Annotated in this window: 26 protein-coding genes; 14 read left to right on the top strand and 12 right to left on the bottom strand. The window is 54.7% G+C overall.

The genetic code is table 11. The features are described from left to right. Positions 1–200: 200 nt before the first annotated feature. Positions 201–413 (top strand): cold-shock protein, encoded by a 213-nt coding sequence (locus RHM61_RS07340; protein ID WP_322250475.1) that lies wholly within the window; start codon positions 201–203, stop codon positions 411–413. A gap of 601 nt (positions 414–1,014) precedes the next feature. Here RHM61_RS07340 and RHM61_RS07335 read toward each other — a convergent pair. Both RHM61_RS07335 and RHM61_RS07330 read right to left on the bottom strand, forming a co-directional pair. Further along, positions 1,015–1,212 (bottom strand): DUF4124 domain-containing protein, encoded by a 198-nt coding sequence (locus RHM61_RS07335; protein WP_322250474.1) that lies wholly within the window; start codon positions 1,210–1,212, stop codon positions 1,015–1,017. Positions 1,213–1,287: 75 nt separating this feature from the next. Continuing rightward, entirely contained in the window at positions 1,288–2,586 is a 1,299-nt protein-coding gene (locus RHM61_RS07330) for an acetyl-CoA hydrolase/transferase family protein (protein WP_322250473.1), read from the bottom strand. Between the two features lie 258 nt (positions 2,587–2,844). On the opposite strand from RHM61_RS07330, the gene RHM61_RS07325 reads away from it, so the two are divergent. Next, positions 2,845–3,456 carry a glutathione S-transferase gene (locus RHM61_RS07325; RefSeq protein WP_322250472.1) on the top strand — a complete coding sequence of 204 codons (612 nt, stop codon included), beginning with the start codon at positions 2,845–2,847 and terminating at the stop codon, positions 3,454–3,456. Positions 3,457–3,502: 46 nt separating this feature from the next. Here RHM61_RS07325 and RHM61_RS07320 read toward each other — a convergent pair whose 3' ends face one another. After that, entirely contained in the window at positions 3,503–3,880 is a 378-nt protein-coding gene (locus tag RHM61_RS07320; RefSeq protein ID WP_322250471.1) for a DUF423 domain-containing protein, read from the bottom strand. Then, positions 3,877–5,352 (bottom strand): oligopeptide:H+ symporter, encoded by a 1,476-nt coding sequence (locus RHM61_RS07315; RefSeq protein WP_322250470.1) that lies wholly within the window; start codon positions 5,350–5,352, stop codon positions 3,877–3,879. Before RHM61_RS07315 ends, RHM61_RS07320 begins: the two co-directional genes overlap by 4 nt. A 114-nt stretch (positions 5,353–5,466) precedes the next feature. Between RHM61_RS07315 and RHM61_RS07310 the strand changes: the two genes are divergently transcribed. Next, positions 5,467–5,718 carry a hypothetical protein gene (locus RHM61_RS07310; RefSeq protein ID WP_322250469.1) on the top strand — a complete coding sequence of 84 codons (252 nt, stop codon included), beginning with the start codon at positions 5,467–5,469 and terminating at the stop codon, positions 5,716–5,718. Between the two features lie 76 nt (positions 5,719–5,794). Here RHM61_RS07310 and RHM61_RS07305 read toward each other — a convergent pair whose 3' ends face one another. Then, positions 5,795–9,361: an indolepyruvate ferredoxin oxidoreductase family protein gene (locus RHM61_RS07305; protein ID WP_322250468.1), complete on the bottom strand. Its 3,567-nt coding sequence runs from the start codon at positions 9,359–9,361 to the stop codon at positions 5,795–5,797. Between the two features lie 474 nt (positions 9,362–9,835). Between RHM61_RS07305 and RHM61_RS07300 the strand changes: the two genes are divergently transcribed. From RHM61_RS07300 to dksA, 8 genes are all read left to right on the top strand, one after another. Next, the gene (locus RHM61_RS07300) at positions 9,836–11,143 is read left to right on the top strand and encodes a HAMP domain-containing protein (RefSeq protein ID WP_322250467.1); all 1,308 of its coding nucleotides are present in this window, start codon (positions 9,836–9,838) and stop codon (positions 11,141–11,143) included. A 27-nt stretch (positions 11,144–11,170) separates the two neighbouring features. Beyond that, the gene (locus RHM61_RS07295; protein WP_322250466.1) at positions 11,171–12,163 is read left to right on the top strand and encodes a methyl-accepting chemotaxis protein; all 993 of its coding nucleotides are present in this window, start codon (positions 11,171–11,173) and stop codon (positions 12,161–12,163) included. 49 nt (positions 12,164–12,212) lie between these two features. Then, positions 12,213–13,064: a diaminopimelate epimerase gene (dapF, locus tag RHM61_RS07290; protein ID WP_322250465.1), complete on the top strand. Its 852-nt coding sequence runs from the start codon at positions 12,213–12,215 to the stop codon at positions 13,062–13,064. Positions 13,065–13,072: 8 nt separating this feature from the next. Further along, positions 13,073–13,732, top strand: coding sequence for a DUF484 family protein (locus tag RHM61_RS07285; protein ID WP_416200216.1), 660 nt, complete (start codon positions 13,073–13,075; stop codon positions 13,730–13,732). Between the two features lie 34 nt (positions 13,733–13,766). Continuing rightward, positions 13,767–14,684, top strand: coding sequence for a tyrosine recombinase XerC (locus RHM61_RS07280; protein ID WP_322251056.1), 918 nt, complete (start codon positions 13,767–13,769; stop codon positions 14,682–14,684). A gap of 79 nt (positions 14,685–14,763) precedes the next feature. Then, positions 14,764–15,234, top strand: coding sequence for a Fur family transcriptional regulator (locus tag RHM61_RS07275; RefSeq protein WP_322250464.1), 471 nt, complete (start codon positions 14,764–14,766; stop codon positions 15,232–15,234). A gap of 49 nt (positions 15,235–15,283) precedes the next feature. Further along, positions 15,284–16,351, top strand: a complete 1,068-nt coding sequence (locus RHM61_RS07270; protein ID WP_322250463.1) for a GTP-binding protein — start codon at positions 15,284–15,286, stop codon at positions 16,349–16,351. A 210-nt stretch (positions 16,352–16,561) separates the two neighbouring features. Further along, positions 16,562–16,966: an RNA polymerase-binding protein DksA gene (gene dksA / locus RHM61_RS07265; RefSeq protein ID WP_322251055.1), complete on the top strand. Its 405-nt coding sequence runs from the start codon at positions 16,562–16,564 to the stop codon at positions 16,964–16,966. 659 nt (positions 16,967–17,625) lie between these two features. On the opposite strand, the gene RHM61_RS07260 is transcribed toward dksA, so the two are convergent. Continuing rightward, a complete protein-coding gene (locus RHM61_RS07260; RefSeq protein ID WP_322250462.1) occupies positions 17,626–17,883 on the bottom strand; it encodes a hypothetical protein in 258 nt (85 codons plus the stop codon). A gap of 100 nt (positions 17,884–17,983) precedes the next feature. Between RHM61_RS07260 and RHM61_RS07255 the strand changes: the two genes are divergently transcribed. Beyond that, the gene (locus RHM61_RS07255) at positions 17,984–19,219 is read left to right on the top strand and encodes a hypothetical protein (RefSeq protein WP_322250461.1); all 1,236 of its coding nucleotides are present in this window, start codon (positions 17,984–17,986) and stop codon (positions 19,217–19,219) included. On the opposite strand, the gene RHM61_RS07250 is transcribed toward RHM61_RS07255, so the two are convergent. Beyond that, a complete protein-coding gene (locus RHM61_RS07250) occupies positions 19,200–19,367 on the bottom strand; it encodes a hypothetical protein (protein ID WP_322250460.1) in 168 nt (55 codons plus the stop codon). The genes RHM61_RS07255 and RHM61_RS07250 overlap by 20 nt on opposite strands. Between RHM61_RS07250 and hslV the strand changes: the two genes are divergently transcribed. Beyond that, on the top strand, positions 19,366–19,902 hold the full coding sequence (gene hslV / locus RHM61_RS07245; protein WP_322250459.1) for an ATP-dependent protease subunit HslV: 537 nt from the start codon (positions 19,366–19,368) through the stop codon (positions 19,900–19,902). The genes RHM61_RS07250 and hslV overlap by 2 nt on opposite strands. 48 nt (positions 19,903–19,950) lie before the next feature. Next, positions 19,951–21,291 (top strand): ATP-dependent protease ATPase subunit HslU, encoded by a 1,341-nt coding sequence (hslU, locus tag RHM61_RS07240; RefSeq protein ID WP_322250458.1) that lies wholly within the window; start codon positions 19,951–19,953, stop codon positions 21,289–21,291. Positions 21,292–21,353: 62 nt separating this feature from the next. Here hslU and RHM61_RS07235 read toward each other — a convergent pair whose 3' ends face one another. From RHM61_RS07235 to RHM61_RS07215, 5 genes are all read right to left on the bottom strand, one after another. After that, positions 21,354–22,352 (bottom strand): NAD(P)H-dependent glycerol-3-phosphate dehydrogenase, encoded by a 999-nt coding sequence (locus tag RHM61_RS07235; RefSeq protein ID WP_322250457.1) that lies wholly within the window; start codon positions 22,350–22,352, stop codon positions 21,354–21,356. A gap of 109 nt (positions 22,353–22,461) precedes the next feature. Next, the gene (locus tag RHM61_RS07230; RefSeq protein WP_322250456.1) at positions 22,462–22,905 is read right to left on the bottom strand and encodes an SH3 domain-containing protein; all 444 of its coding nucleotides are present in this window, start codon (positions 22,903–22,905) and stop codon (positions 22,462–22,464) included. Positions 22,906–22,948: 43 nt separating this feature from the next. Beyond that, the gene (secB, locus tag RHM61_RS07225) at positions 22,949–23,440 is read right to left on the bottom strand and encodes a protein-export chaperone SecB (RefSeq protein WP_322250455.1); all 492 of its coding nucleotides are present in this window, start codon (positions 23,438–23,440) and stop codon (positions 22,949–22,951) included. 167 nt (positions 23,441–23,607) lie between these two features. Then, the gene (gene grxC, locus RHM61_RS07220; RefSeq protein ID WP_322250454.1) at positions 23,608–23,874 is read right to left on the bottom strand and encodes a glutaredoxin 3; all 267 of its coding nucleotides are present in this window, start codon (positions 23,872–23,874) and stop codon (positions 23,608–23,610) included. Between the two features lie 16 nt (positions 23,875–23,890). Next, positions 23,891–24,292, bottom strand: coding sequence for a rhodanese-like domain-containing protein (locus RHM61_RS07215; RefSeq protein ID WP_322250453.1), 402 nt, complete (start codon positions 24,290–24,292; stop codon positions 23,891–23,893). Positions 24,293–24,334: the final 42 nt, after the last annotated feature.

The raw sequence follows: 24,334 nt of genomic DNA, 5'->3' as shown, positions 1-24,334 counted from the left end.
GGCCACGATTGACTTTTCATGTATATTGCGTTTTGTACTTGCATCAAGTCGTTATATTGTTGGTCCCAATTCCGCATGGCTGTATCCTCTGGCTGTTCTGTTTTTTCTCCTCCGGTTTCATTCCTTGGTTTCAAGTGCCCAGATCGCATGCTGAGCAATTTTGCTTATGCGATACCGCTTTTTACTTAAAGGAATTTACTATGAGCACACAAACAGGAATCGTCAAATGGTTCAACGATGCTAAAGGCTTCGGCTTTATCGCTCCAGATGCAGGTGGCGCTGACTTGTTCGCCCACTTTCAAGACATACAATCGAGCGGCTTCAAAAGCTTGAGCGAAAACCAGCGCGTTTCTTTCGAACGCACTTCTGGTCCTAAAGGCGACAAAGCTGCAAACATTCAAGTTCTGGCGTAATTGTTGATGCCAAGGCCCCAGGGCATTGGCATAGATCAACTAGCCATTGTCGCCATGATGGTTTTTGTTTGAGCAATCAAGCCTGCTTGCACTATGCAGATAGCATGGGCAACACGGTATACAAATTCCATCGGTGACGCCCCCTTCACAAGTCGGTACTACGCGCTCACGCGGCATACTGATGCACCATCGATTCTCACCGGCCGGTGACACCACGCAGATAGCATGGGAAACCGGGAAATGGCGTAGTCGATGTTTGAAGCAATTCGTGCTGCCCTTCCCCCCAGTCCGCGCCCGCCTGACGGTGCACAGACCGTAGCGGAATGGGTATTGTGAAGGTTCTCATTCGTTTTAACTCTGTCAAGCGCTTACGCTGACATTGACAGGAACAGACGACTCACCGCCAGCACCGCGCAGATAGCACGGGCCGGCACCAGTCGGCGACACCAAGCAGATAGCATGGGTTGCCCACGAGTCGACGTAATGAATGGATCGCCCACCCTATGGTGGGCTTTTTTACGTCTGTAAGAAAATATCTCCATCAGCCACGCGATACGGCATCGACCGATTGCTCACCGATGTGTATATGGCATGGCGCTGATCAGCGCGCCGGCACACTCGGCGTCGCACCCGGCTTGCGCGGCGTTGCAGGTAGATTCTTCACCTTTACCACCTTGCCATTGCCGGCGCACGGGCTGTCAGACCACACCACGCTGCCGTTAACAGTACATTTGAATACGGGTGTGTCGGCATGCGCGACGCCGGACAACAACAAGACCAGCAGGAAAAATGATTTCATCGGCTTTGGTAACGAAGTGTTGAAGTTCGATATTATTGCACGTTTTATAATTTTTCCTGTTGTTATCCTGCCGCCTCAGTCAAGCAAATGCAGCCGTTGCGCTTCGCGCCGCAATTCGGCGCGGAAGTCAGGATGGGCAATGCCGATCATTTCGGCCGCCCGCTGCTTGGCCGATTTGCCACGCAATTGCGCTACACCGAATTCGGTGACGACGTAATTGATGTCGTTTTTACCGGTCGTGACATGGGTGCCAGCCGTCAGCGTCGGCACGATGCGTGTGATGCTGTTGTCTTTGGCAGTGGCTGGCAAGACGATGAAAGCCTTACCACCACGCGAACGGTTCGCGGCGCGGACGAAATCGACCTGCCCACCGGTGCCGGAATACGGCAAATGTCCGAGACTTTCGGAACCGCATTGGCCGAGCAAATCGATCTGCAAAGTCGCATTGATACCGACCAGATTATCGTTTTTTGCCGCCAGATACGGATCATTGGTGTAATCGACCGGATGCATTTCTATTGCCGGATTACGGTGCAAAAATTGATACAGTTTTTTCGAACCGAGCGCAAACGTGGCGATCATTTTTCCCGGCAAATAATTTTTCTTCCGATTGGTGACGGCACCGCTTTCAAACAAGGTCAAAATACCGTCACCGATCATTTCGGTATGAATGCCGAGATCGTGTTTATGCACCAGCTGGGTGACGACGGCATCGGGAATACCGCCGTAACCGATTTGCAGGGTCGAGCCATCGTCTATCATATCGGCGACATATTTGCCTATCGCTTGCTGCACCGGTCCGATCTTCGGCAAACCGACTTCGGTCACGGCTTCATCATTTTCCACCAGCGCGGTGACCTGAGAAATATGTAAGTGGCAATTACCGTGCGCAAACGGCACATTCGGATTCACTTCAATCACCACCGCACGCGCCTTGGCGATCGCTGCCATGGTGTAATCGGTAGCCAGGCTGAGCGAGAAATAACCGTGTTCATCCATCGGCGAAGCCATGGTAAACACCACATCCGAACGGAACAAACCGCGCTCGAACAGCATCGGCATTTCGGAAAAATAACTGGGGGCGAAATCGATTTGGCCCGACTGCCCACCGGCGCGCGAGGCAGCCCCGAAAAAATACGACAGATGCCGCACATGCTGCGTCGTTTCCGGGTCGAAATAGCCGTATTTGCGAACTGCCAGAATCTGCGCCACCGTCACGCCATGAAAGCGCCGGCGCTGGGCCGACAAGGCATTCAACAAGCTCGGCGGCTCACCGACGCCGGTTGGCACGACGATGTAATCACCATCGCGCAGCAAATCCAAAGCCTGTTCGGCGGAAGTCAATTTTTGTCGGTATACATCCTGTACTGTCATGTCATCCACACTTTCTATTTTTTTTGTATCAGAGTCTCCATCTGCCGTGATGGTAGTACTTGGCAGCCTAAGAAACTGTCATGCCAACGACAGTCTCTCAGCATCGTGCCCAGCGCCCCCGTCTGCAGGCTTGATCATCACCGTAGGAACTTACACGAACATGACGAGGTGAGGAATCGAAGCGCTTTCGGGCGAAACAGCACGCTTGTGCGAATTTAGGCATAATGAGGCTCCAACCATCACATTCACGGGTCTGCCATGATAGAAGTCCACCACCTCAAAGAATCGCGTTCACGCCGTATCACTTGGATGTTAGAAGAATTGGGGCTCGATTACACAGTAATCAGTTATGACCGCGACCCGAGCACGCGCTTGGCACCGCCAGAACTGAAACTGATCCATCCACTCGGCAAAGCGCCGGTATTACGCGATCAAGACATGGTACTGATCGAGTCGGGTGCGATTCTCGACTACTTGATCACGCAATACGGCCAAGGGCGCTTCGTCCCCGCGGCCGGCACACCGGATTACTATCGCTATGTGCAATTCATGCACTATGCCGAAGGCTCGGCCATGCTGCCTTTATTATTGAAATTGTATGTAGGTCGTCTCGGCGCAGCCGGCGCACCGCTGCATCCGCGCATCCACAGCGAAATCGCCAATCACCTCGGTTATCTCGATGCCGAACTGAACGGGCGCGACTTCTTCGTCGGCCAAGAACTCAGCGGTGCCGACGTGCAGTTATCATTTGTGGCGCAACTCGGGGTGCGCAATGGCGGGCGCGAGGCGTTTCCTAACCTGAGCCGCTTCGTCGACATGATCGAAGCACGTCCGGCTTATCAGCGCGCCGTGGCTAAAAACGGCGAATAAAGCACTGCGTCGGGCCAGCGCATTCAAAATGCGCTGGTACCAGGTTTCAGCGCCGCTGCAGCCAAGCGGCCCAAGCCAACATGGCCCAGCCAGCCAGGAATGCCAGCCCGCCCAGCGGCGTGATGGCACCGAGCCAGCGCAAGCCAGACAGCGCCAGCAGATACAAGCTGCCGCTGAAAATCACCATACCGAGCAAGAACGCGATGGCGGCACGCGCCAGCCAGCGCGCATCGGCGTGCTGGCCCAGCATGGCGATGGCGAGCAGGCCGAGGGCATGGATCATTTGATAATGCACGGCGGTTTGCCAGATCGCCAGCATCTCCAGGCTCAATACTGTTTTCAATCCGTGCGCACCGAAAGCCCCGGCTGCCACGGCCAGGAACAGATTGATGGCCGCTGCCATGATCAGCCCTGGCGGCTTCATGCTGTGGCCTCATCGCTAGGACCACTGCTGATGAGTGTGCGTAAAAATGGAATCAAAACTACCAGCAAGAGCCCGACCCCGACACTGCCCCAGCCGAGCATGCCGAACACCTGGCTGTAAACCGGATTACTGCTGACGGCCCCGCCGGCGGCAGGATCGGGCACCATACCGGAAAAATAACTGGCCAGAATCGAGGCCTCGCCGGTGACCAACATCCACGTTCCCATCATTACTCCTTGATATTTGGTCGGTGCCAAGCGCCCTATCATGGCATAGCCGACTGGTGAAATCAGCAACTCACCAAGGCTTTGCAAGATATAACTGATGAACAGCCACTTGAATGCCACCATGCCATCGGCCGGGGCCAGCCAGATTCCCAGCGGCAGCACTAAAAAGCCGCCGCCAATGAGCAGCAGCGCCAGCGCAAATTGTAGCGGCACATCGAGCTTCCAAGCGCGTGCGCGCAGATGTTTGAACCAGATCGCCAGCAAGGGTCCGCCTATCATAATCACAAAGGCGTTGATGTTCTGTATCCATTGCGGCGCAATTTCTACGCCCCACACCAGGCGATCGACATTTTTATCGGCAAACAATTGCAAACCAGTAGGGGCCATCTGATACAAAGTCCAGAACACCAAGGAACCGAGCGTCAGCATCAGGTAGGCCGTCATATTGCGCCGTTCGCGGCGCTCGCGATGCAGCAAGGTCAAGGCCGCCAATGCCAGGCCGACTGCGCCACCGATCCAGAGGATGATTTGCTCGGTCGATTCGGCTTGATGCAGCAGGTAAAACACCACCGGCACCAAACCGATCAAGACGGCCAAACCGAGCGCCAAGTTTTTCCGAAACTGCGCCGGTTTGAGCGCGCTTAAGGGCGTGTTACGGTCAGCCAGCGTGTTCCAATTCAGTGCTGCCAACACGATGGCCACAAAATTGCCGAGCGTGGCAAAGATGAACAGGCTGGCGTAATCCTGCTCAAGCTGGTAATAGCCGGCGGCGGAAAAGCCGATGAAAAAGCCGAGATTCATGCCGGCGTAATTCCACAAAAAAGCACTCTCGCGACGCTCATCCTCAGGCGCGAAGCGTTGCGTGAGCATCATATTGATACAGGTGACGTTGAGCCCGCTGCCGGTCAAAAACAAAGCCAAACCCCAATACAACTGGGCCACGCTGCCACCGGAGATACAGGCGCAGCCCAACACTTGCAAGAGCATGCCGCCGATGAACAGATTACGGTTACTGATCAATCGCCCGCCGAGGTAACCGCCAAACAAATGCAAGCCATAATTGAAGGCACCGAACACCCCCATGATGGCCGTGGCCTCTTTGATACTGAAATGCAGTTTGCTGGTGGCATACAAGACCAAGGTCGAATACAGTACGGCAAAACCGAGCGTGGCAAAAATTTGAATGAAAAACAGTGCGGCCGAACCGCTCGGTATGGCGGCGAATTTTTGTTTGAGGGTGAACAAAGCAGGCTCCTGTGGTGTGGCTGGCATTGTAAGGCACAATGCCGTGTCAGGAGCGGGAATGCGGTGTTGCGTTGCAACCGGGGCGAACAACTTAATGGATCGTCGCAAGCGACGATGGAAAAGACTCTGGAAGGGGTTTGCATCCCCTCCCATCGCGTCGCTCCTTCGTCGCTCACCGGCCAAAAGAGGCTGTCGCAAAAGCCTGATGGACGCTTTTTTACACCTGAAACACCGTATACCTCGTCATTCCCGCGTGCTTTTGGCGGGAACCTAGTGTCGTTTTTTACACTGAAAATGCCACAATTTCTGGCATTTTCAGTTAACCACGAACGCCGCTGGGTTCCTGCCAAAAGCGCGCAGGAATGACGTGGCCACCAGTCAGGGTAATGATACCGACTCACTACCCTTTTGCGACAGCCTCTGAAGGCCGGGGTTTCAAACCCTAGTCAGATTTTTGATGAAACTCCGCCAGCAAACCGGCTTGTTTCAACTTGGCAGCCGCCAGATGACGTTCCTTGACATGGCCGTAACCGCGGATGTCTTCAGGAATACTGGCCAGCGCCACTGCTTTGGCCAAATTCTCCGTTGTCAGCAGCGGCAGTAAAGCAACGATGTCGGCACGATAGCCGAGCGGTAAAGCCCGTTCCATGCGTCGCTCTTCGGTGTACCCGAACACATCAAACGGACCGCCGCGCAGCGACTTCAAACCAGCTAAGACGCCGAAGGCTTTTTTCATCCACGGACCGAACTGTTGTTTGATCAAGTGGCCATCGGCATCGCGCTTGGCAAACAGCGGTGGTGCCAAGTGGTAATGGATAGCGTAATCACCTTCAAACAGCGCCGCAATTTTCTTTTCGAACTTGCCGTCGGTGTAGAGCCGCGCCACTTCATACTCATCCTTGTAAGCCATCAGTTTGAACAGGTATTTTGCCACCGCTTCAGTCAAACGCAGGGGCTTGCCATCGACCAGACGGCTTTCTGCGGCCCGCACTTGCGCCACAAAAGCACTGTATTGGGCGGCATACGCAGCGTCTTGGTAATCGCTCAGGAATGCCGTGCGCGTGGCGATCAGTTCATCGACGCCGGGACTGCGTTTGATTTCAATAACTTGTGCCGGTGCCGCCAAACGCGTGACGGCGAGTAAATCGTGCGCTGCCAAACGGCCCCAGTTAAAGGCTTGCTTATTGAAATCGATGGCCACGCCATTGAGTTCGATGGCTCGCATCAGCGCGCTGTGCTGCAGCGGTACCCAGCCCTTTTGCCAAGCATAGCCGAGCAAGAACATATTGGTGGCGATATTGTCACCCATCAGCGCGGTCGCAATCGCTGCGGCATCAATCATGTCAACTCGGTCGTTGCCGCAGGCTTTACGTATATCGTCGGCGGCGTCCTGACCGGGAAATTGCCAGTCAGGGTTTTTAATGAAGGTCGCCGTCGGCGTCCCATTCGCATTGATGGCGGCATGAGTACGCCCTTCGCCCATGCGTGACAAGGCATCTTTACCGGCGGTGACGATGAGATCGCAACCGATTACCAAATCGGCCATGCCGGTACCAACGCGTGTCGACTGAATATCGTCGGCGCGGTCGGCCAGACGCACATGCGACATCACGGCCCCACCTTTTTGCGCCAACCCTGTCATGTCGAGCACGGAACAAGCTTTGCCCTGCAAGTGCGCGGCCATTGCCATGATCTGGCCTATCGTTACCACGCCGGTACCGCCGACACCGGTGACCAAGACACCGAATGGTGTGGCGGTGCTCGGCAAGCTCGGATACGGCAAGCTGTCGACATCAAGCGCATGACCAGGAGCGATCTTGGTTTTAGCTGGCTTTTTCAACTTGCCGCCTTCAACCGTGACGAAGCTGGGACAAAATCCGTTCACACAAGAAAAATCCTTGTTGCATGAGGATTGGTTGATCTGGCGTTTGCGGCCCAATTCGGTTTCCAAAGGTTCGACCGACAAACAATTCGATTGCACCGAACAGTCGCCGCAGCCTTCGCATACTGCCTCGTTGATCACGGCGCGTTTGGCCGGGTCAGGAAAACCAGGTTGTCCGTTCTTGTCGATTTTTTTCCGGCGCCGGCGTTTTTCCGAAGCGCAGGTTTGATCATAAATCATCGCCGAAACGCCGACCGCTGCGCGCAGTTCGCGTTGTACCGCGTCGAGGTCACGACGATGACGTACTGTCACACCGGGTGCCCATGGGTAATCGCTGGGATATTTTTCCGGTTCGTCGGTGACGACGATGATGGGGCCGACGCCTTCGGCAGCGATTTGCCGTGAGATGATGCCGGGGTCGAGCGGGCCGTCGAATTCCTGACCACCGGTCATGGCGACGGCATCATTGAACAGAATTTTATAGGTGATATTGACTTCGCCCGACACCGCCGCACGAATTGCCAGCAAACCGGAATGGTAATAGGTGCCGTCGCCGAGATTGCAAAACACATGTTTTTCATCGGTAAACGGTGCCTGCCCTACCCAAGTCACGCCTTCGGCACCCATATGGGTGAAGGTCGAGGTTTCACGATCCATCCAGGTCACCATGTAATGGCAACCGATACCGGCCAGCGCACGGCTGCCAGCTGGTACTTTGGTTGAGGTATTGTGTGGACAGCCGGAGCAGAAATGCGGCACCCGGTCTTTATTCGGGTCGGGTTTGCCGACGCCGACGAGCATATTTTCCTTGGCTTCCAAATAAGCCACGCGTTGCTGCACCAATTGCGCCACCGGATGACCGGCAAAATATCGGCTGATGCGCGAGGCGATGGCGCGGGCGATCTGGGCCGGGCTCAGTTCATAGGTGGCCGGCAGCAGCCATTCACCGTGACCGGAGCCGTGCAAATTACTCCATTCGCCGGAATCGTCGAACTTGCCGACCACACGCGGGCGCACTTTGTCTTCCCAGTTATACAATTCTTCCTTGAGTGCATATTCGAGGATCTGGCGTTTTTCTTCGACCACCAGAATTTCTTCCAAACCGGTGGCGAATTCGCGCACGCCTTCCGATTCCAGCGGCCAAGTCATGCCGATTTTATACAAGCGAATCCCGATGTCGCGCGCCACTTGTTCATCGATGCCGAGATCGGCCAGCGCCTGGCGTGTGTCGAGGTAGGATTTACCGGCGGTAATGATGCCGATCTTGGCGACCGGGCTATCCCAAATAATTTGATTGAGTTTATTGGCCCGCACATACGCCAGCGCGGCATACCATTTGTAATTGTTCATACGCGTTTCCTGTGCCAGCACAGGATCGGGCGTGCGGATATTGACACCGTCCGCCGGCAAGACAAAATCGCTCGGGATGATCGGTTTCACACGATCCGGATCGATTTCGACCACGGCACCGGACTCGACGATGTCGGTCACGCATTTCATCGATACCCACAGGCCGGTGTAACGCGACAGCGCGATGCCGTGCAAGCCGTAATCGAGGTACTCCTGCACCGTCGATGGATACAGCACCGGAATGCCGCAAGCTTTGAGGATGTGTTCACTCTGATGCGCGGCCGTCGACGATTTGGCGGCATGGTCGTCGCCCGCCACCACCAACACACCACCATGCGGCGAGGTACCAGCCAGATTGGCATGCTTGAACACGTCGCCACAGCGGTCTACACCCGGGCCTTTGCCATACCACATGGCAAACACGCCATCGTACTTGGCGCCAGGAAACATATTCACTTGTTGCGTGCCCCAGACACTGGTGGCAGCCAGATCTTCATTGACGCCCGGATGAAATTTGACATGGTGCCGCGCCAAGTGCTTCTTCGCCTTGGCCGCAGTCAGATCGACATTGCCGAGCGGTGAACCGCGGTAGCCACTGATGTAACCGGCGGTATTGAGGCCAGCTTGTTGATCCGCTTGCTGCTGCAGCATCATCAGGCGTATCAGCGCCTGGGTACCTGTCATGAAAGCGCGGCCGCGCTCAAGCGTGAATTTATCGTCGAGGGTAATCGAGGTGTCGATCAACTCCTGCGACCCGAATTTGAGGGGTGCGTTCATGGGGGGTCTCCGTGCTTTTTTTTTGTGTGGCACTGATGTGTGCCACAAAACATTAACACCTTGTGAGTGTCTCGTCGTTTATTTTAATACTTTCCCACAGTAACACGCTGTATTGCCGCAACTCCATGGACACTGAGCTATAAAATGAGCAGTACAGTATGACTGACAGTAGCGCAAAGTGTACCGGTATAGCACTATGTCGGACTACACAAACACCCCATCCTAGCCACGCAAGACCGGCTGAAGAAAAAAAATTTACATTAATAAGTTGGTTTTTGATCACTTAGATGTTTTTTTGCGGCAATTTCTGTGACAATCAGTCAACGGCGTTTATCCTATGCTGCAGTGCAACCTGCGTCCGATCCGACACGAGCAGCACAATCGACCACGCCGCCCAAGGGAAGCGCGGGTTTAGTCCACGCGCCCCTTAGGGTCTGTCGTTTTCGCACTGACTGTGCGCACACTGGGAGTATTATGGCAAACGTCGTCAACACCGTCCTCCACCGCCTGAGCCTGCCGAGCATGATGCTCATGAGTCGACTCAGCTTGCGCACCAAACTCTTCACCATGTCGGCCCTGCTGGTGTTTCCAAGCCTATTACTGGTCGGTTTTCTGCTGCAACGCATCCAAGCGGACATCAGCACCGCCGACAATGAGTTAGCCGGCGTGAAAATCAGCAGCCACCTGATGAGCATCATGCTCGAAACACAAAAGCATCGCGGCCAACTCAACCTCCAATTCGCCGGCAGCGATATGGCCACGGTGCTCGGTGCGACGCGCAAAGAGTTAACCCAGCAACTCGATGAGTTTGCCGACCTCCACGCGCGTCACCCACAATTCGCCTTGGCTGCGCCATGGGCGCCACTGCAAACTGAATTGCGCGGCTTGGCCAACGGCACCGTGGCGGAAAACTCAGCAGCGAGCTTGGCGCAACACACTTTGCTGATTTCTAAAATTCTCGACTACTGCGCCTATGCTGGCGAACAAACCGGCTTATTGCTCGACCCGGAAGCCGCCACCTACTTTCTCATGGATGCCGCGACCATCAAAGTACCGGCTTGGATAGAAAACATCGCCATTTTGCGTGGTACCGGTGCCGGCCACATCAAGGCCGGTACACTGGCGCCGGAACAAAAAGCGGAAATGATTTCGCGCGTCAACGCCTTGCAAATCAGCAGCAAAGCCGTTTCTGATTTAACTGGTGCGCTGCAACGCTCCGGCGAAAGCATGCCGAGTTCGGCCACGCTAGCCTTTGATGCGAGCCGGCAGTTCATCGAACTGGCGCGTACCGACTTGTTCGGCGCAACCGTCAGCGGCGACGCCAGCGTGTATTTTGCCAGCGGCAGCGCGGCCATCGCCAAGGCTGTGGCGGCGCAAAAAGAATTGATCGCGCGCCTCAGCAGTTTGTTGCAGCAACGCGCAAACGAACAGCGCGCCCACCGCGACGCCATCGTGCTGCTGTTGGTCACGGCCTTTTGCGCCACGCTCTATTTATTGTGGGGCTTTTATCATAGCTTCATGCTGGCCTTGCACGCGGTCAGAAAATCGGCCGTGGCGGTGGCATCCGGTGATCTGACGCAACAAATTCATATTCATGGCAAGGATGAATTGGCCGAAACCGGGAATATCCTCGAAAGCATGAACCTCAATTTGTCCGGCTTGGTGGCGAATGTGCGTACCAATGCCAGCATGGTGTCTCAGTTGGGGCAAAGTTTGGCAGCCGGCATCGGTGATCTGTCGATGCGCACCGAGCAACAAGCCTCCAGTCTGGAGCAAACCTAAGCCAGCGTCGAAGATCTGGCCTTGACCGTGAAAAGCAATGCCGACAGTGCACTGGCCGTCAATGGCCTGGCTGCCAATGTGCGCCTGATTGCCGAATCCGGTGGCACCAGCATGCATGCGGCAGTTGAATCAATGCAAGGCATACAGAGCAGTGCACTGAAAGTGCAGGAAATCATATCGATCATCGACTCGATCGCGTTTCAGACTAATATTCTCGCGCTCAATGCCGCCGTCGAAGCCGCGCGAGCCGGTGAACAAGGACGTGGTTTCGCCGTGGTGGCCTCGGAAGTCCGCGGACTGGCGCAGCGCAGCGCCGATTCGGCGCGGCAAATCCGTACTCTCATCGATGCTTCGGTAGAGCAAGTCAAGCATGGCGTGGGCCAAATCAATGAAGTCAGTCTGACGCTCAGCGATATCGTCGCCGGCATCCGCAACCTCGCGACCAATATCGATGCCATTTCCACCGCCTCAGGCGAGCAAAGTAACGGACTGGCACAAATCGCCCAAGCGCTGCGCGAACTCGATGAAATTACCCAAAGCAATGGGCAAATGGCAGAGCAAGCCAAGAGTTCTTCGCTCAACTTGGAAGAGCGCGCAGCGCTGCTGGCCCAGGCCGTCGCCACCTTCAAGTTGCGTCAGGGAACGGCTGACGAAGCCCATGCGATGGTGAAACAGGCGGTGCGCCGCTACCGCGCCCGTGGTCAAGCGGCCTTGGCCGAGATCACCGCCGATGCGCAGCAGGAGTTTGCCAACAAAGATATGTATGTGTTTGCCTTCAACCGTAACGGTCAATATCTGGCCTTCGGTGGCAATCGCGACAAACTCAAGCTCAATCTGTTCCATATCAATGGCTTGGATGGTCAGAAACTGGTCAGTGATGCCTTCGCTTTGCCGGCGGCCGGCGGCTGGGTCGATTACAGCATCAACAACCCGGTTTCGCAAAAAGTCGAGCATAAAGTATCGTATATTGAAGCCGTGACCGATAATCTGGTGCTGGGCTGCGGGATCTATAAGCTATAGAGAAAACGGATAATGCTGCGCGGCTGGGTTCCCGCGATATAATGATGGGATGAAACTCACATTCACCAAAATGCATGGTGCTGGCAATGATTTTGTCGTCATCGATGCCATTAATCAGCATGTCGAACTCAGCGCTGCGCAGTGGCGTCACATTGCCGATCGCCGTTTTGGCATCGGTGCCGACCAAATTCTGGTGGTACAACGCTCCAGCCTGCCTGAAGTCGATTTCCGTTATCGTATTTTTAACGCCGACGGCGGTGAAGTCGAGCAATGCGGCAATGGCTCACGTGCCTTCGTGCGTTTTGTCATCGAGAAAAAACTCACCGACAAAGCGGCTATCCGGGTAGAAACCATGAGCGGCATCATTGCGCCGCGCATGGAAAGCGATGGCAGCATCACGGTCGACATGGGGCCACCGCAGTTGGCACCGGCCAAATTGCCATTCGATACGCAAGGGCTGAACAGCCGCCCAGTCGCGCTCGACGCCCTGTGGCCACTCGACGTGGCCGGCGACACCCGCTGGGTCTCGCTGGTTTCCATGGGTAATCCGCATGCCGTCCAAGTGCTCGACGATGTGGCAAGCTATCCGGTGGCAACAGAAGGCCCGCTGATCGAGCAACATGCGCGTTTCGCCAAACGCGTCAATGCCGGCTTCATGCAAGTACTCGACCGTCAACATATTCGTCTGCGCGTGTACGAACGCGGTGCCGGCGAAACGCTGGCCTGTGGCACCGGTGCCTGTGCGGCAGTCGTCGCCGGCATCCTGCGCGGCTTGCTCGACAGCCCGGTAGCAGTCAGTATGGCTGGCGGCGAGCTGTCGATCGCATGGCAAGGTTCCGGCACGCCGGTTATGCTCAGCGGACCGGCGGTCACGGTCTTCGAAGGCGAAATCACTCTCTGATCACTGTAATGAATTCAACTGACATCGCAACCTATCTGATCCAACATCCGCATTTTTTTGAAGAACATGCAGAATTGCTCAGTGCTGTAAAACTCACCAGCCCCATCATGGGCCGTACTATTTCCTTGCAGGAAAGACAAATGGAGGTCGTGCGCGAAAAATATCGCGCCCTCGAACTCAAGCTGACGGACTTAATGCGCATTGCTGATGAAAATTCCAGCATCAGCAATAAATTCCAACGCTGGACCCGTACACTTTTGTTAGCACGCAATGATGTTGATCTACCGCATATGCTGACACGCGATCTGCAAGAAATTTTCGACCTGCCGCACGCCACCGTCCGTTTATGGGATGTTGCCGCCGATTTTTCGCATACCTGGTTTGCCGAACCGGTGAGCGCCGACGCGCGCTTGTTTGCCAATAGTTTGAAAGTCCCGTTCTGCGGTGCCAATCAAGATTTTGAAGCGGCCGGCTGGTTCGATACCGAACTCGCCGTTGCCTCAATCGCCTTGCTGCCGCTGCGCCTGTCCGCCGATGCGGCCTGCTTCGGCATGCTGGTCTTGGGTTCACCCGATCTGGCGCGCTACACCAAGGACATGCATACCGATTTCTTGGTTCAGATCGCCGACACCAGCAGCGCGGCGCTCAGCTGTCTGATCGACCACTGAGGCGGCGCGCCGCTATGCTGAGGCCAGTGTGAATCTGCCGGAGCGTTATCTCGAAGTCTTGCGCAGTCAACGCCAACTGAGCGCGCATACCTTGGCCAGCTATGCGCTCGATTTGCAGGAATTACAAAATTTTGCCGGCACGCAGCCGCTGATCGCCCTCAGCGGCGGACAAATTCGCCACTTCACCTCGCGCTTACATGCGCGCGGCCTCAATCCGCGCAGCATCGCCCGCACCCTGTCTGGCTGGCGCGGTTTTTATCGTTGGTTAATGGAAACCGAGGGTTTGGCCAGCAACCCGGTCGATACCGTGCGAGCACCAAGAAAAACTCGACCGCTGCCGCAAGCCTTGGGGGTCGACGATGCCATTCGTCTGGTCTCACAAGCGCGCCCCACTCCCCACAACGAGCAAGCCAGCCCCTGCCCCAACCACGCCATGTTTGAATTACTGTATTCGAGCGGCCTGCGGGTGTCGGAACTGGCGGGCCTCGATGTGCGCCCGATCAACGAGCCAGCGCACCACTCACTGGGTTGGGTAGACTTGGCGCAAGCCGAGGTGCATGTCACCGGTAAGGGCGGCAAACCACGCATCGTGCCGGTGGGTAGGCCGGCGCTGGCAGCGCTGCGCACTTGGCTGACACAGCGCGACAGCCTGCTTAAAAGCGATCCCTACCCGCTGTTTCTCAGTTCGCGCGGCACCCGCATCTCGCCGCGCTTGATACAGTTGCGCATCAAGGCGCACGCCAACAGCCTGGCCATCGCGGCCAATGTACACCCGCATATGCTGCGCCATTCCTTTGCCTCGCATTTACTGCAATCGTCGGGCGACTTACGCGCCGTCCAAGAGTTACTGGGCCACAGCTCGCTGGCAGCAACCCAAATTTATACCTCCCTCGATTTTCAGCACTTGGCCAAGGTGTACGATGAAACCCATCCGCGTGCCAAGAAAAAATAATGCCCGCGCAGCTGTTTTGTGCAACTCAATTGCAGTTGCGGCATAATGCCTCTGTTCTCGTTAAAGTCCGCGCATCGCCATGAACCCAGCCATCACTCCGACTACCCGGCCAAACGCCGCCGATTTATTGGCCGCCCACGGTGTCCGTGCCACCGGTGCACGGCTGAGCGTACTGACTTGCCTGTTGCACGCGCCGCAAGCGATGTCGCACTTAGAATTGCAGCAAGCGCTGCCGGAGATGGACCGCGTCACGCTGTACCGCGCACTTGATTGCCTGAGTCTGGCGGGGATCGCCCATAAAATTGCCGGCGATGATAGAGTTTTTCGCTACGGTACCGCCGAAGCCCGTGCTCATGAACCGCAACACTATTCGCACAGCCACTTCAAGTGTACGCGCTGCAAACGCGTTTTTTGCTTGGACGATAGCCAACAAGCCAGCGCCTTGCATCAGCAATTACAAGCCAGCGTCGCGCACGCCTTGCTAAGCGGCTTCCAAACCCATGACATCGAACTCAATATCAAAGGCTGGTGCGCTGCTTGCGTGAATTGAACTGTTCACCGCAGCCTCGCCCACGCCTGGCCCAACCAAAGGAAAGCCCATGACTAGCCTGATCCCCACCACCATCCTGACCGGTTTCCTCGGCGCTGGCAAAACCACGCTGCTCAATCGGATACTGCAAGAGCAGCATGGGTTCAAAATTGCCGTCATCGAGAATGAATTCGGCCAAGAAAATATCGACAACCACATCCTGTTGCAAGCCATCGAGGAACAGATCGTCGAGATGAACAACGGTTGCATTTGCTGCACCGTGCGCGGTGATCTGATCGTCGCACTGGCCAAACTGATGGCACAAAAAGATGCCGGTCAAATCGACTTCGATCATGTCGTCATCGAAACCACCGGCTTGGCCAACCCCGGCCCGGTTGCGCAAACCTTCTTCCTCGATGAAGAAATCGGCACGCGCTATATGCTCGACGCCGTCGTCACCGTAGTTGATGCGTTTCATGCAATGAAGCAACTCGATGAGTATGAAGAAGCGCAGCGTCAGGTCGGCTTTGCGGACAAAATTTTGCTATCGAAAACAGATCTGGTCGATGCCGCCGCTTTGAGTGCGCTCAAAACCCGTCTGAGCCGCATCAACCCACGCGCACCCATCAGCGCCCTCGATTTCGGCCAAATCGCGATTGCCGAAGTACTCGACCTCAAAGGTTTCAATCTCAACGCCAAACTCGATCTCGACCCCGAATTTTTAGCCGCCGAAGCCGCCGAGCAGGCGCATGCAGAGACGGAGTGCGCGCCCGATTGTCAGCATCATGCACATACGCACGAGCATGAGCAGCAGCACAACCATCACCACGCCAGCCACAGCGACGACATCGCTGCCTTTGTCTTCAAAAGCCAACGGCCCTTCAATACCGGGCAACTCGACCAGTTTCTCGGCGGCTTGGTTCAAGTATTCGGTCCACGCATGCTGCGCTACAAAGGGGTGTTGTTTATGGAAAACGCCGATAGGAAAGTTATTTTCCAAGGAGTTCATGAAATAATGGGCACCGATGTCGGTATGAAGTGGGGAGATGAGGAAATTCGTGAGAGTAAAATGGTTTTTATTGGCAAAAATTTACCAAAAGAGATATTTATTCAGGGCCTCGAGCATTGTTTGGTATAAACTATCGGGCTACTGATAATGAGCATGGCCTCTTGCGGACTGAGAATTCGGTCCCATCTATCCAGCGCTGTTATCTGTCAGGGGAGAATCATCGTCTGCGGCGAAACAGTGCCTCGGATTTTTTCTATGTATTAACACGTTGTATCGAAAGTAAGCGAAGTGGCAACTAAATCACCTAAATCGACTGCTACAGTCAGCGCCCCCGAAGCTCTGCTCACCGAGGAACAACTCCTCGCTATGGTAGAGAAGGACTACATGAACGCTGCACAACTGGCATTTTTCAAGGCCCGTTTGCAACAGCTTGAAAAGGATTTACTGAAGAATGCCGATGAAACCACCGAGCATCTGCGTGAAACGGTGTTGGTCCCAGACCCGGCCGACCGCGCCACGATAGAAGAAGAACATGCGTTGGAATTGCGCACGCGTGATCGCGAACGCAAATTACTTAAAAAAGTGCAGCAATCCATCAACAGCATCGACGAAGGTGACTATGGCTGGTGCGAAGAAACCGGCGAACCGATAGGCGTACCGCGTCTGTTGGCCCGTCCGACCGCCACGCTGTCATTGGAAGCGCAGCAAAGACGTGAAATGAAGCAAAAACTGTACGGCGATTAATTTCCGCGCTTTACACCGCAGTATCACTGCCCTCTGCATCGACGTCGCCCGCCTCATTCGAGACCGGGCGACGTTGCTACTTGGCCAGCCACAACACTCCCAGCGCGACACGACGGCAGCACCGGTACTGATTTTGAACAATTTAATGGATCGTCGCAAGCGACGATGGAAAAGACTCTGGAAGGGGTTTGCATCCCCTCCCATCGCGTCGCTCCTTCGTCGCTCACCGGCCAAAAGAGGCTGTCGCAAAAGCGTAGTGAGTCGGTATCATTACCCTGACTGGTGGCCACGTCATTCCTGCGCGCTTTTGGCAGGAACCCAGCGGCGTTCGTGGTTAACTGAAAATGCCAGAAATTGTGGCATTTTCAGTGTAAAAAACGACGCTGGGTTCCCGCCAAAAGCATGCGGGAATGACGAGGTATGCGGTGTTTCAGGTGTAAAAAACGTCCATCAGGCTTTTGCGACAGCCTCTGAAGGCCGGGGTTTCAAACCCTAGTCAGATTTTTGATGAAAAATCGTTCACCATGCATAACGATATGCACTTACCAACACTACAATGTTACGAATTGTAAAAACTTAGAGCTGGAATGCTTACTCTAATTGTAGAAATAGCTGAAAAAATGCGAAGTAAACCTAAAGATAAGCGCAAATCGCAGATTTTATGCAAATTTATTAATTTTCCAACTAATCCCCAAAATGATGCGTGTCAGCATTGATTTGCGTGGCGCACTATTCGATCTTAATTCAGAATATACTTGAAGCTCATCAATTGTTTGCCGCTGTCTTGGCGTAAATTTTTTTGGGAACAAAGTGGGGATTTTTTCTCTTTTCGGTAAAAAAACGAGTGGCAAAAGCGATGGCTCGGCGGAGAAATCGCCTACGAGAAAAGCGCGCTCGAAAACTGCCAATTCCGTCATTACGGAGTTTGCCGATAGTGAAATTCTCAGCAACTCCCTGATTACGCAAAGGCATATCGCCCGCGCCACTGAACGAAAAATTGACGCCATCGAATTTGAGATGTCCCGCGACATCGTCAAGACGCGCCCAGCCGTCGTCAGCAAAGCCGATCTGGTCAAGCCAAGTGCCTTGACCACACCGGAACCGAGCTTCGATATCGGCGCACACACCCAGCCCATTCATCGACGTGCCGCCTTCATCGATTTTGAAACCACCTTGCCGATGACGCTGCCGACCGATTACCTGCTCGGCCATCATACCGAAATTCACGCCGGCGCCCTGTCCTACAGCGAATCGGTACCGGTACTGGAAGAAGCCGCGATTCTGTTCGCCAGCGGTCAAAACGACGTGGCTGAACAGATGCTCAGCGCCGCCGTACACCATCAACAACTCGGCAACGCCACCGAAATCGGCTGGCAAATGTTGTTTGACCTCTATCGCATCACCGGCAATCAGCATATGTTCGAGAGCTTGTCACTCGATTACGCCAACAAATTCGAAACTTCGCCGCCGTTGTGGCCGGAGTACCAAGCCAGCGGCGAAATGCAAGACGACATCGATGCCAGCGCGGCGATACCGAGCGTGATCTTTCCAGTCAAGTTAGACAGCAGCATCGTCAAGCTTTTGGAAAAGCTACAACTTACCGGTAGCAAGAGCCAGCAACTGCGCCTCGACTTTTCGCGCGTCAAACAAGTCGATCCGGTTGCTTGCGGCTTATTGCTGCGGATCTTAAGAAACTTCAAAAAGAGTAAGCACGACCTGATGCTCGTCGGGGCCCAGGATTTGGCAGAAAAAATCCGTAGCATCCTGCAAGTTGGCCGACGCGACGAAACCGAAGCACCATGGTTACTGCTGCTGGAAATTTTACAATTGCTGCATTTCGAACGCGCGTTCGAAGAAGCCAGCATGGATTACTGCATCACCTTCGAAGTCTCGCCGCCCTCGTTTGAAGCGCCACAGATGCAGGTCACCACCTCATTCCCTAGCCTCAGTGCAGAGCCGCAGTCGGCCCATGCTGACTGCTTCTTGATGCCAGCCAGCATAGAAGGCAAGCTCGACAGTCTGCTCGCGCGCCTGCTCGAACAAGCGGAGCACTACAACCCGCTGCGCCTCGATTGCTCGCGGCTGGAACGGGTGGAATTCGGTGCCTCGGCCGAATTGCTCAATGGTTTAGCACCGATTGCGGCACAAAGCGGTATGGTGATACAGTTCGAAGAAGTCAATTATTTGGTCATGATGCTGTTCAATGCGATGGGTTTGAAAAATATCGCCAGCATTACCCTGCGCAAGCATTGATCTCACCACCTGTTGCGCTGAAACTCTCCTTGTAATTCGACTGCCGCGCCCCAATTTCTTTCAACACGAGGGGCAAAGTGTGCTCTTCGCCGATCTGCCCCGGGCTACCCGCACCCGCGCAATCAGCCACCATATTGGAGTTTTTCATGGAACAATTTCACGGCACCACCATCTTGACGGTGCGACGCGGCAATATTGTCGCCCTCGGTGGTGATGGTCAAGTTACTCTTGGCAACATCATCATGAAGGGAACGGCGCGCAAAGTGCGCAAGCTGTATCACAATAAAGTGCTGGCCGGTTTTGCCGGCGGCACGGCCGACGCCTTCACGCTGATCGAACGATTCGAAGCGAAGTTAGAGAAACATCAAGGTCACCTGATGCGTGCATCGGTAGAGTTGGCCAAAGATTGGCGCACCGACCGCATGCTGCGCCGGCTAGAAGCCATGCTGCTGGTCGCCGACAAAGACAGTACTTTGGTAATCACCGGCAACGGCGATGTGCTGGAACCGAACCTTGGTATCGGTGCCATCGGTTCCGGTGGTACATTTGCGCAATCGGCCGCCATCGCTTTGTATGAAAATACCGATTTATCACCGATAGAGATCGTCAAAAAATCACTGACGATCGCCGGCGAATTATGTATTTACACCAATCTTTCTCACACCATAGAAACCTTGGAATAAGCGTTTGCCGCGCCGCGCGCGCCGCGTCAGCACCGTAAAGGAAATAATATGAACATGACACCAGAACAAATCGTCGCCGAACTCGACAAACACGTAGTCGGCCAGAGTAAGGCCAAGCGCGCCGTCGCCATCGCCTTGCGCAATCGCTGGCGCCGCCAGCAGGTGCAAGAACCGCTGCGCCACGAAATCACGCCGAAAAACATCCTCATGATCGGCCCGACCGGGGTGGGGAAAACCGAAATTGCGCGCCGGCTGGCAAAACTGGCCGATGCACCATTCATTAAAATTGAAGCCACCAAATTCACCGAAGTCGGTTATGTCGGCCGCGATGTCGACACCATCATCCGTGATCTGGTCGACATCGGCATCAAGCAAACCCGTGAAAGCGCTACCCGCCTGGTAAGAGAACGCGCCGTCGATGCCGCCGAAGAGCGTTTGCTCGACCTGCTGTTACCACCGGCGCGTGATTTCGGCATCCACCCGGACTCTGGCGAAACCGGCAGCAGCAGCGAAAATACCACCCGTCAAACCTTCCGCAAACGCCTGCGCGAAGGCGCGCTCGATGACAAGGAAGTCGAAATCGATGTTGCCGAAGCCGTGCCCCATATGGAAATCATGGCACCGCCAGGGATGGAAGAAATGACCGAGCAAATCAAGACCATGTTTTCCGGTCTTGGCAACGCCCGCAAAAAGTCGCGCAAATTACCGATCAGCGAGGCACGTAAGCTATTGATCGAAGAAGAGGCCGGCAAGCTGGTCAATGAAGAAGAATTGAAACAAGAAGCCTTGCGCAATGTTGAGCAAAACGGCATCGTCTTCCTCGACGAAATCGATAAAATCGCCTCGCGTTCCGATACCGGCGGGGCTGAAGTTTCACGCGCCGGCGTGCAGCGTGATTTACTGCCGCTGGTGGAAGGCACCACCGTCAATACCAAGTATGGCATGGTCAAGACCGATCACATTCTCTTCATCGCTTCCGGGGCTTTTCATTTGGCCAAGCCATCCGACCTGATCCCGGAACTGCAGGGACGCTTCCCGATCCGCGTCGAGCTCGAATCGCTGCTGATTGCCGATTTCGAACGCATCTTGACCGGCACTGACGCCTGCCTGACGCGGCAGTACCAAGCCTTATTGGCAACCGAAAATGTGCAGTTGGAATTCACCGACGAGGGCGTGGAACGCTTGGCCGGCATTGCTTATTCAGTCAATGAAACGACCGAAAACATCGGTGCGCGGCGCTTGTACACGGTGATGGAAAAACTGCTGGAAGAAATTTCTTTCGAAGCCCATCAACATGCCGGAAAAACCATCGTCATCGATGCCGACTATGTGAATGTGCGTTTGCAAGCCCTGTCGAGCGACGAAGATTTGTCGCGCTATATCTTGTAAACAGGAGCGTGCGGTGGACCGCCATTGCGCTTGCGTCAGTGGCTAGAGTGGCTAAAGCAGCTTCAGCCGCCCTCCGGCTTGGCATCACGCGCCAACAAGCGCGTGATCATGTCAGCGGCAGAAATACCGTCAAACAATACCGCCGCCACCGCCTCGGTGATCGGCATGTCGATGCCGTGGGCCCGCGCCAGTTCACGCACTGCGCGCGCGCACCGCACGCCTTCGGCGACATGGCCGAGTTCCGCCACGATCACGGCCAGCGATTTCCCTTCGGCCAACGCCAAACCGACACGCCGGTTACGTGACAAATCGCCGGTACAAGTAAGAATCAAATCGCCGATACCGGTCAAACCCATCATGGTTTCTGCCCGTCCACCGAGCGCCACCACTAGCCGGCTGATTTCTGCCAAGCCGCGGGTAATCAAGGCGGCTCGGGCATTCAAACCCAAGCCCAAGCCATCCGCCACCCCGGTAGCGATAGCCAGAATATTTTTAACCGCAGCACCAACTTCGACCCCGACCAAATCATCGCTGCTATACACGCGCATGCTATTGACATGCATGGCCTGCACCACCAATTGGCATAATTGTTCGGAAGTCGAGGCGATGGTCAGTGCGCACGGCAAACCGCGCGCGACTTCCTGAGCGAATGATGGCCCCAGCAAGGCCCCGGTACGTACCGTGGCGGGCAAAATTTGTTCGGCGATCTGATGCGGCAGCAATTGCGAGCCTTCTTCCAAGCCCTTGCACAACCAAACCACATTACACACGGCCGAGCCGGCCACTGCCGTCAAGGTCTCTCGCAAACCCGATACCGAAGTCGCGATCACCAGCAAACCCTGCTCACCAGCGGCATGCATGAGTGCAGCATCGAGCTCGGCACTGATCTGTAATTGTTCGGGAAACCTAAAGCCGGGCAAATACGCGTGGTTTTCACGCTGCGACTGCAATGCCGCCATAGCCAGCGAATTCCGCCCCCACAGCAGCACCTGATTTTTAGCCGTCAGTGCCAAAGCCACCGCCGTACCCCAAGCGCCAGCACCCAATACGCTGATGTTCATTCGAGTCCTTGCCCGCCCGCTGCGGGCGCAAAAATAAATTAATACCAACAAAATGCCAACAAAATAAAAAAGGACAGCAAGCTGTCCCTTTTCTACGCTGCGCCAGCAATTATAAGCCCCAGACCTCGCTGACTTTCAGATAACCAATCTGGCCATCGCGGTGTTTGACCTTGACCCAAGCGCCACTGGCCGGTTCGGCCATTTCAAACAAGACGTTTTTATCAGCGACCAGCAACAAAGTCGAGCTTTCATCGGCATTGCTGTAGAGTTTTGCCGTTGCCGCGCGCACAATCAGACTACGTCGTGTGATCAGATCTTTGGTTTCTACCCAACTGAGGTCGCCCGCCACATCGCGCACCTTACTCCAGGCACCCGAGCTGAATACCACCTCAACCGGCATGCCGCGCGGAGCGACATACAATTTCCCCCCCTTCGCCGATGGCGCGTCATACATCACCACCGCCGCGCTACCGATAGAACGAAATTCCAAACCTTGCGCGGATGCACTTATAGCCAGCACCATCGAACAGGCAAATCCCATCACACTGCGCATGCTTTTCTTTCAGCAAACGGCCGCTAGACCGCCTGCAGCAAAATTACTGAATCGTGGTCGGTGCTTCGACAGTTGTGCCGTCAGCAGCCGCTTTGGCTTGATCGGCAGCGATCTGCAAACGTTGAGCGTAAAATGCTTCAAAGTTAATTTCCGACAGATGGATAGGCGGAAAACCGGCACGAGTTATTGCATCGGCAACATTCGAGCGCAGGTAAGGATAGATAATGTTCGGGCAACCGATACCAAGCAAAGGATCCAGTTGGTCGTCCGGAATATTGCGCGCTTCAAAAATACCAGCTTGCTTACCTTCAACCAAAAAGGCCACTTTATCGCCAATTTTTGCCGTCACAGTTACTGTGACGGTCGATTCGAAAATACCGTCCGCCAGCTTGTCTGCGCCGACATCAACGGCCACTTCGATCGCAGGAGCTTGCTGTTCGAGGAAAATCGCTGGAGAATTTGGCTGCTCAAGCGACAAATCCTTCAAATAAACGCGTTGGATTTGAAATACGGGTTGCAGATTTTCATCAGACATGTGAGCTCTCTAAATTCTAAGGGTTAATATTGTTTTACAACAACGCAACGCCACAGATAAGGTCATTTCCTATCGTTTCAAGATCGCGTCCCACCATTGTAGCAACAAGATGGCGAAAACTGGCATTTGTTGCAAAAAACAAAACAAAATCCGGAAAAAATCGACTGTTAAGCTTCAGAATTGAGTAAAGCCTCGAGTTTACCGGCGCGATCGAGGGCTGACAGATCATCGAAGCCACCGACATGGGTCGCACCGATGTAAATCTGCGGCACCGTGCGTCGACCGGTTTTGCTCATCATCGTTTCACGCGCGACCGGATCGAGGTCGACCCGCACTTTTTCTATCTCTTCAACGCCTTTGGCTTTCAGCAAACGCTCTGCCATCGTGCAATACGGACAAACGGCGGTGCTGTACATCAGAACTGGGGCTTTCATAGGGTTTTTCTCCTGCTTACTTAACGATTGGCATGCCTTGGGTTTTCCAGGCGTCATTTCCACCTTCGAGACTGAAGGCTTGAGCAAAGCCGGCTTTGCTCAATACCGCTACGGCACTGGCAGAACGCACGCCAGTCGCACAAACGGTGATGACAACTGTACTTTTGGACTTTTCTATTTCTTTCAAGCGCTTATTGAGCTCGGCGAGCGGAATATTTTTGGCGTTAGGCAAATGCCCTGCAGCAAATTCTTCGGCATTGCGCACATCCAAAACCAAGGTTTTTCCCTGATTGATGTATTGCGTTGCCTGTAACTGCGAGAGCTTGGCACCGCGACGTTGCAGCAAAGGAAAGAGCAAAGCGCCACCGGAAATGAGGGCTATACCGAGCAGAAAAATATTATCAAGAATGAATTTCACAAGTTTCCAGTAGTAAAAATGGTTATCAGAAGCTCGTCATTA

The sequence above is a fragment of the Undibacterium sp. CCC3.4 genome (assembly GCF_034347425.1).
GTDB lineage: Bacteria > Pseudomonadota > Gammaproteobacteria > Burkholderiales > Burkholderiaceae_D > Undibacterium.
The sequence above is the reverse complement of the archived record's forward strand: the minus strand, read 5'-3'. Positions and strand labels throughout refer to the sequence as shown.

What these genes read in the sequence shown, in the direction of transcription:
- hslV (WP_322250459.1), top strand. Translation starts at nt 19,366, where the DNA reads ATGGAACAATTTCACGGCACCACCATCTTGACGGTGCGACGCGGCAAT.
- hslU (WP_322250458.1), top strand. Translation starts at nt 19,951, where the DNA reads ATGAACATGACACCAGAACAAATCGTCGCCGAACTCGACAAACACGTA.
- RHM61_RS07230 (WP_322250456.1), bottom strand. Translation starts at nt 22,905, where the DNA reads ATGCGCAGTGTGATGGGATTTGCCTGTTCGATGGTGCTGGCTATAAGT.
- RHM61_RS07300 (WP_322250467.1), top strand. Translation starts at nt 9,836, where the DNA reads ATGGCAAACGTCGTCAACACCGTCCTCCACCGCCTGAGCCTGCCGAGC.
- RHM61_RS07255 (WP_322250461.1), top strand. Translation starts at nt 17,984, where the DNA reads ATGTCCCGCGACATCGTCAAGACGCGCCCAGCCGTCGTCAGCAAAGCC.
- RHM61_RS07320 (WP_322250471.1), bottom strand. Translation starts at nt 3,880, where the DNA reads ATGAAGCCGCCAGGGCTGATCATGGCAGCGGCCATCAATCTGTTCCTG.
- RHM61_RS07305 (WP_322250468.1), bottom strand. Translation starts at nt 9,361, where the DNA reads ATGAACGCACCCCTCAAATTCGGGTCGCAGGAGTTGATCGACACCTCG.
- RHM61_RS07250 (WP_322250460.1), bottom strand. Translation starts at nt 19,367, where the DNA reads ATGAAAAACTCCAATATGGTGGCTGATTGCGCGGGTGCGGGTAGCCCG.
- dapF (WP_322250465.1), top strand. Translation starts at nt 12,213, where the DNA reads ATGAAACTCACATTCACCAAAATGCATGGTGCTGGCAATGATTTTGTC.
- RHM61_RS07310 (WP_322250469.1), top strand. Translation starts at nt 5,467, where the DNA reads ATGGAAAAGACTCTGGAAGGGGTTTGCATCCCCTCCCATCGCGTCGCT.
- RHM61_RS07325 (WP_322250472.1), top strand. Translation starts at nt 2,845, where the DNA reads ATGATAGAAGTCCACCACCTCAAAGAATCGCGTTCACGCCGTATCACT.
- RHM61_RS07340 (WP_322250475.1), top strand. Translation starts at nt 201, where the DNA reads ATGAGCACACAAACAGGAATCGTCAAATGGTTCAACGATGCTAAAGGC.
- RHM61_RS07260 (WP_322250462.1), bottom strand. Translation starts at nt 17,883, where the DNA reads ATGACGGAATTGGCAGTTTTCGAGCGCGCTTTTCTCGTAGGCGATTTC.
- RHM61_RS07275 (WP_322250464.1), top strand. Translation starts at nt 14,764, where the DNA reads ATGAACCCAGCCATCACTCCGACTACCCGGCCAAACGCCGCCGATTTA.
- secB (WP_322250455.1), bottom strand. Translation starts at nt 23,440, where the DNA reads ATGTCTGATGAAAATCTGCAACCCGTATTTCAAATCCAACGCGTTTAT.
- RHM61_RS07335 (WP_322250474.1), bottom strand. Translation starts at nt 1,212, where the DNA reads ATGAAATCATTTTTCCTGCTGGTCTTGTTGTTGTCCGGCGTCGCGCAT.
- RHM61_RS07235 (WP_322250457.1), bottom strand. Translation starts at nt 22,352, where the DNA reads ATGAACATCAGCGTATTGGGTGCTGGCGCTTGGGGTACGGCGGTGGCT.
- RHM61_RS07330 (WP_322250473.1), bottom strand. Translation starts at nt 2,586, where the DNA reads ATGACAGTACAGGATGTATACCGACAAAAATTGACTTCCGCCGAACAG.
- RHM61_RS07270 (WP_322250463.1), top strand. Translation starts at nt 15,284, where the DNA reads ATGACTAGCCTGATCCCCACCACCATCCTGACCGGTTTCCTCGGCGCT.
- RHM61_RS07285 (WP_416200216.1), top strand. Translation starts at nt 13,073, where the DNA reads ATGAATTCAACTGACATCGCAACCTATCTGATCCAACATCCGCATTTT.
- grxC (WP_322250454.1), bottom strand. Translation starts at nt 23,874, where the DNA reads ATGAAAGCCCCAGTTCTGATGTACAGCACCGCCGTTTGTCCGTATTGC.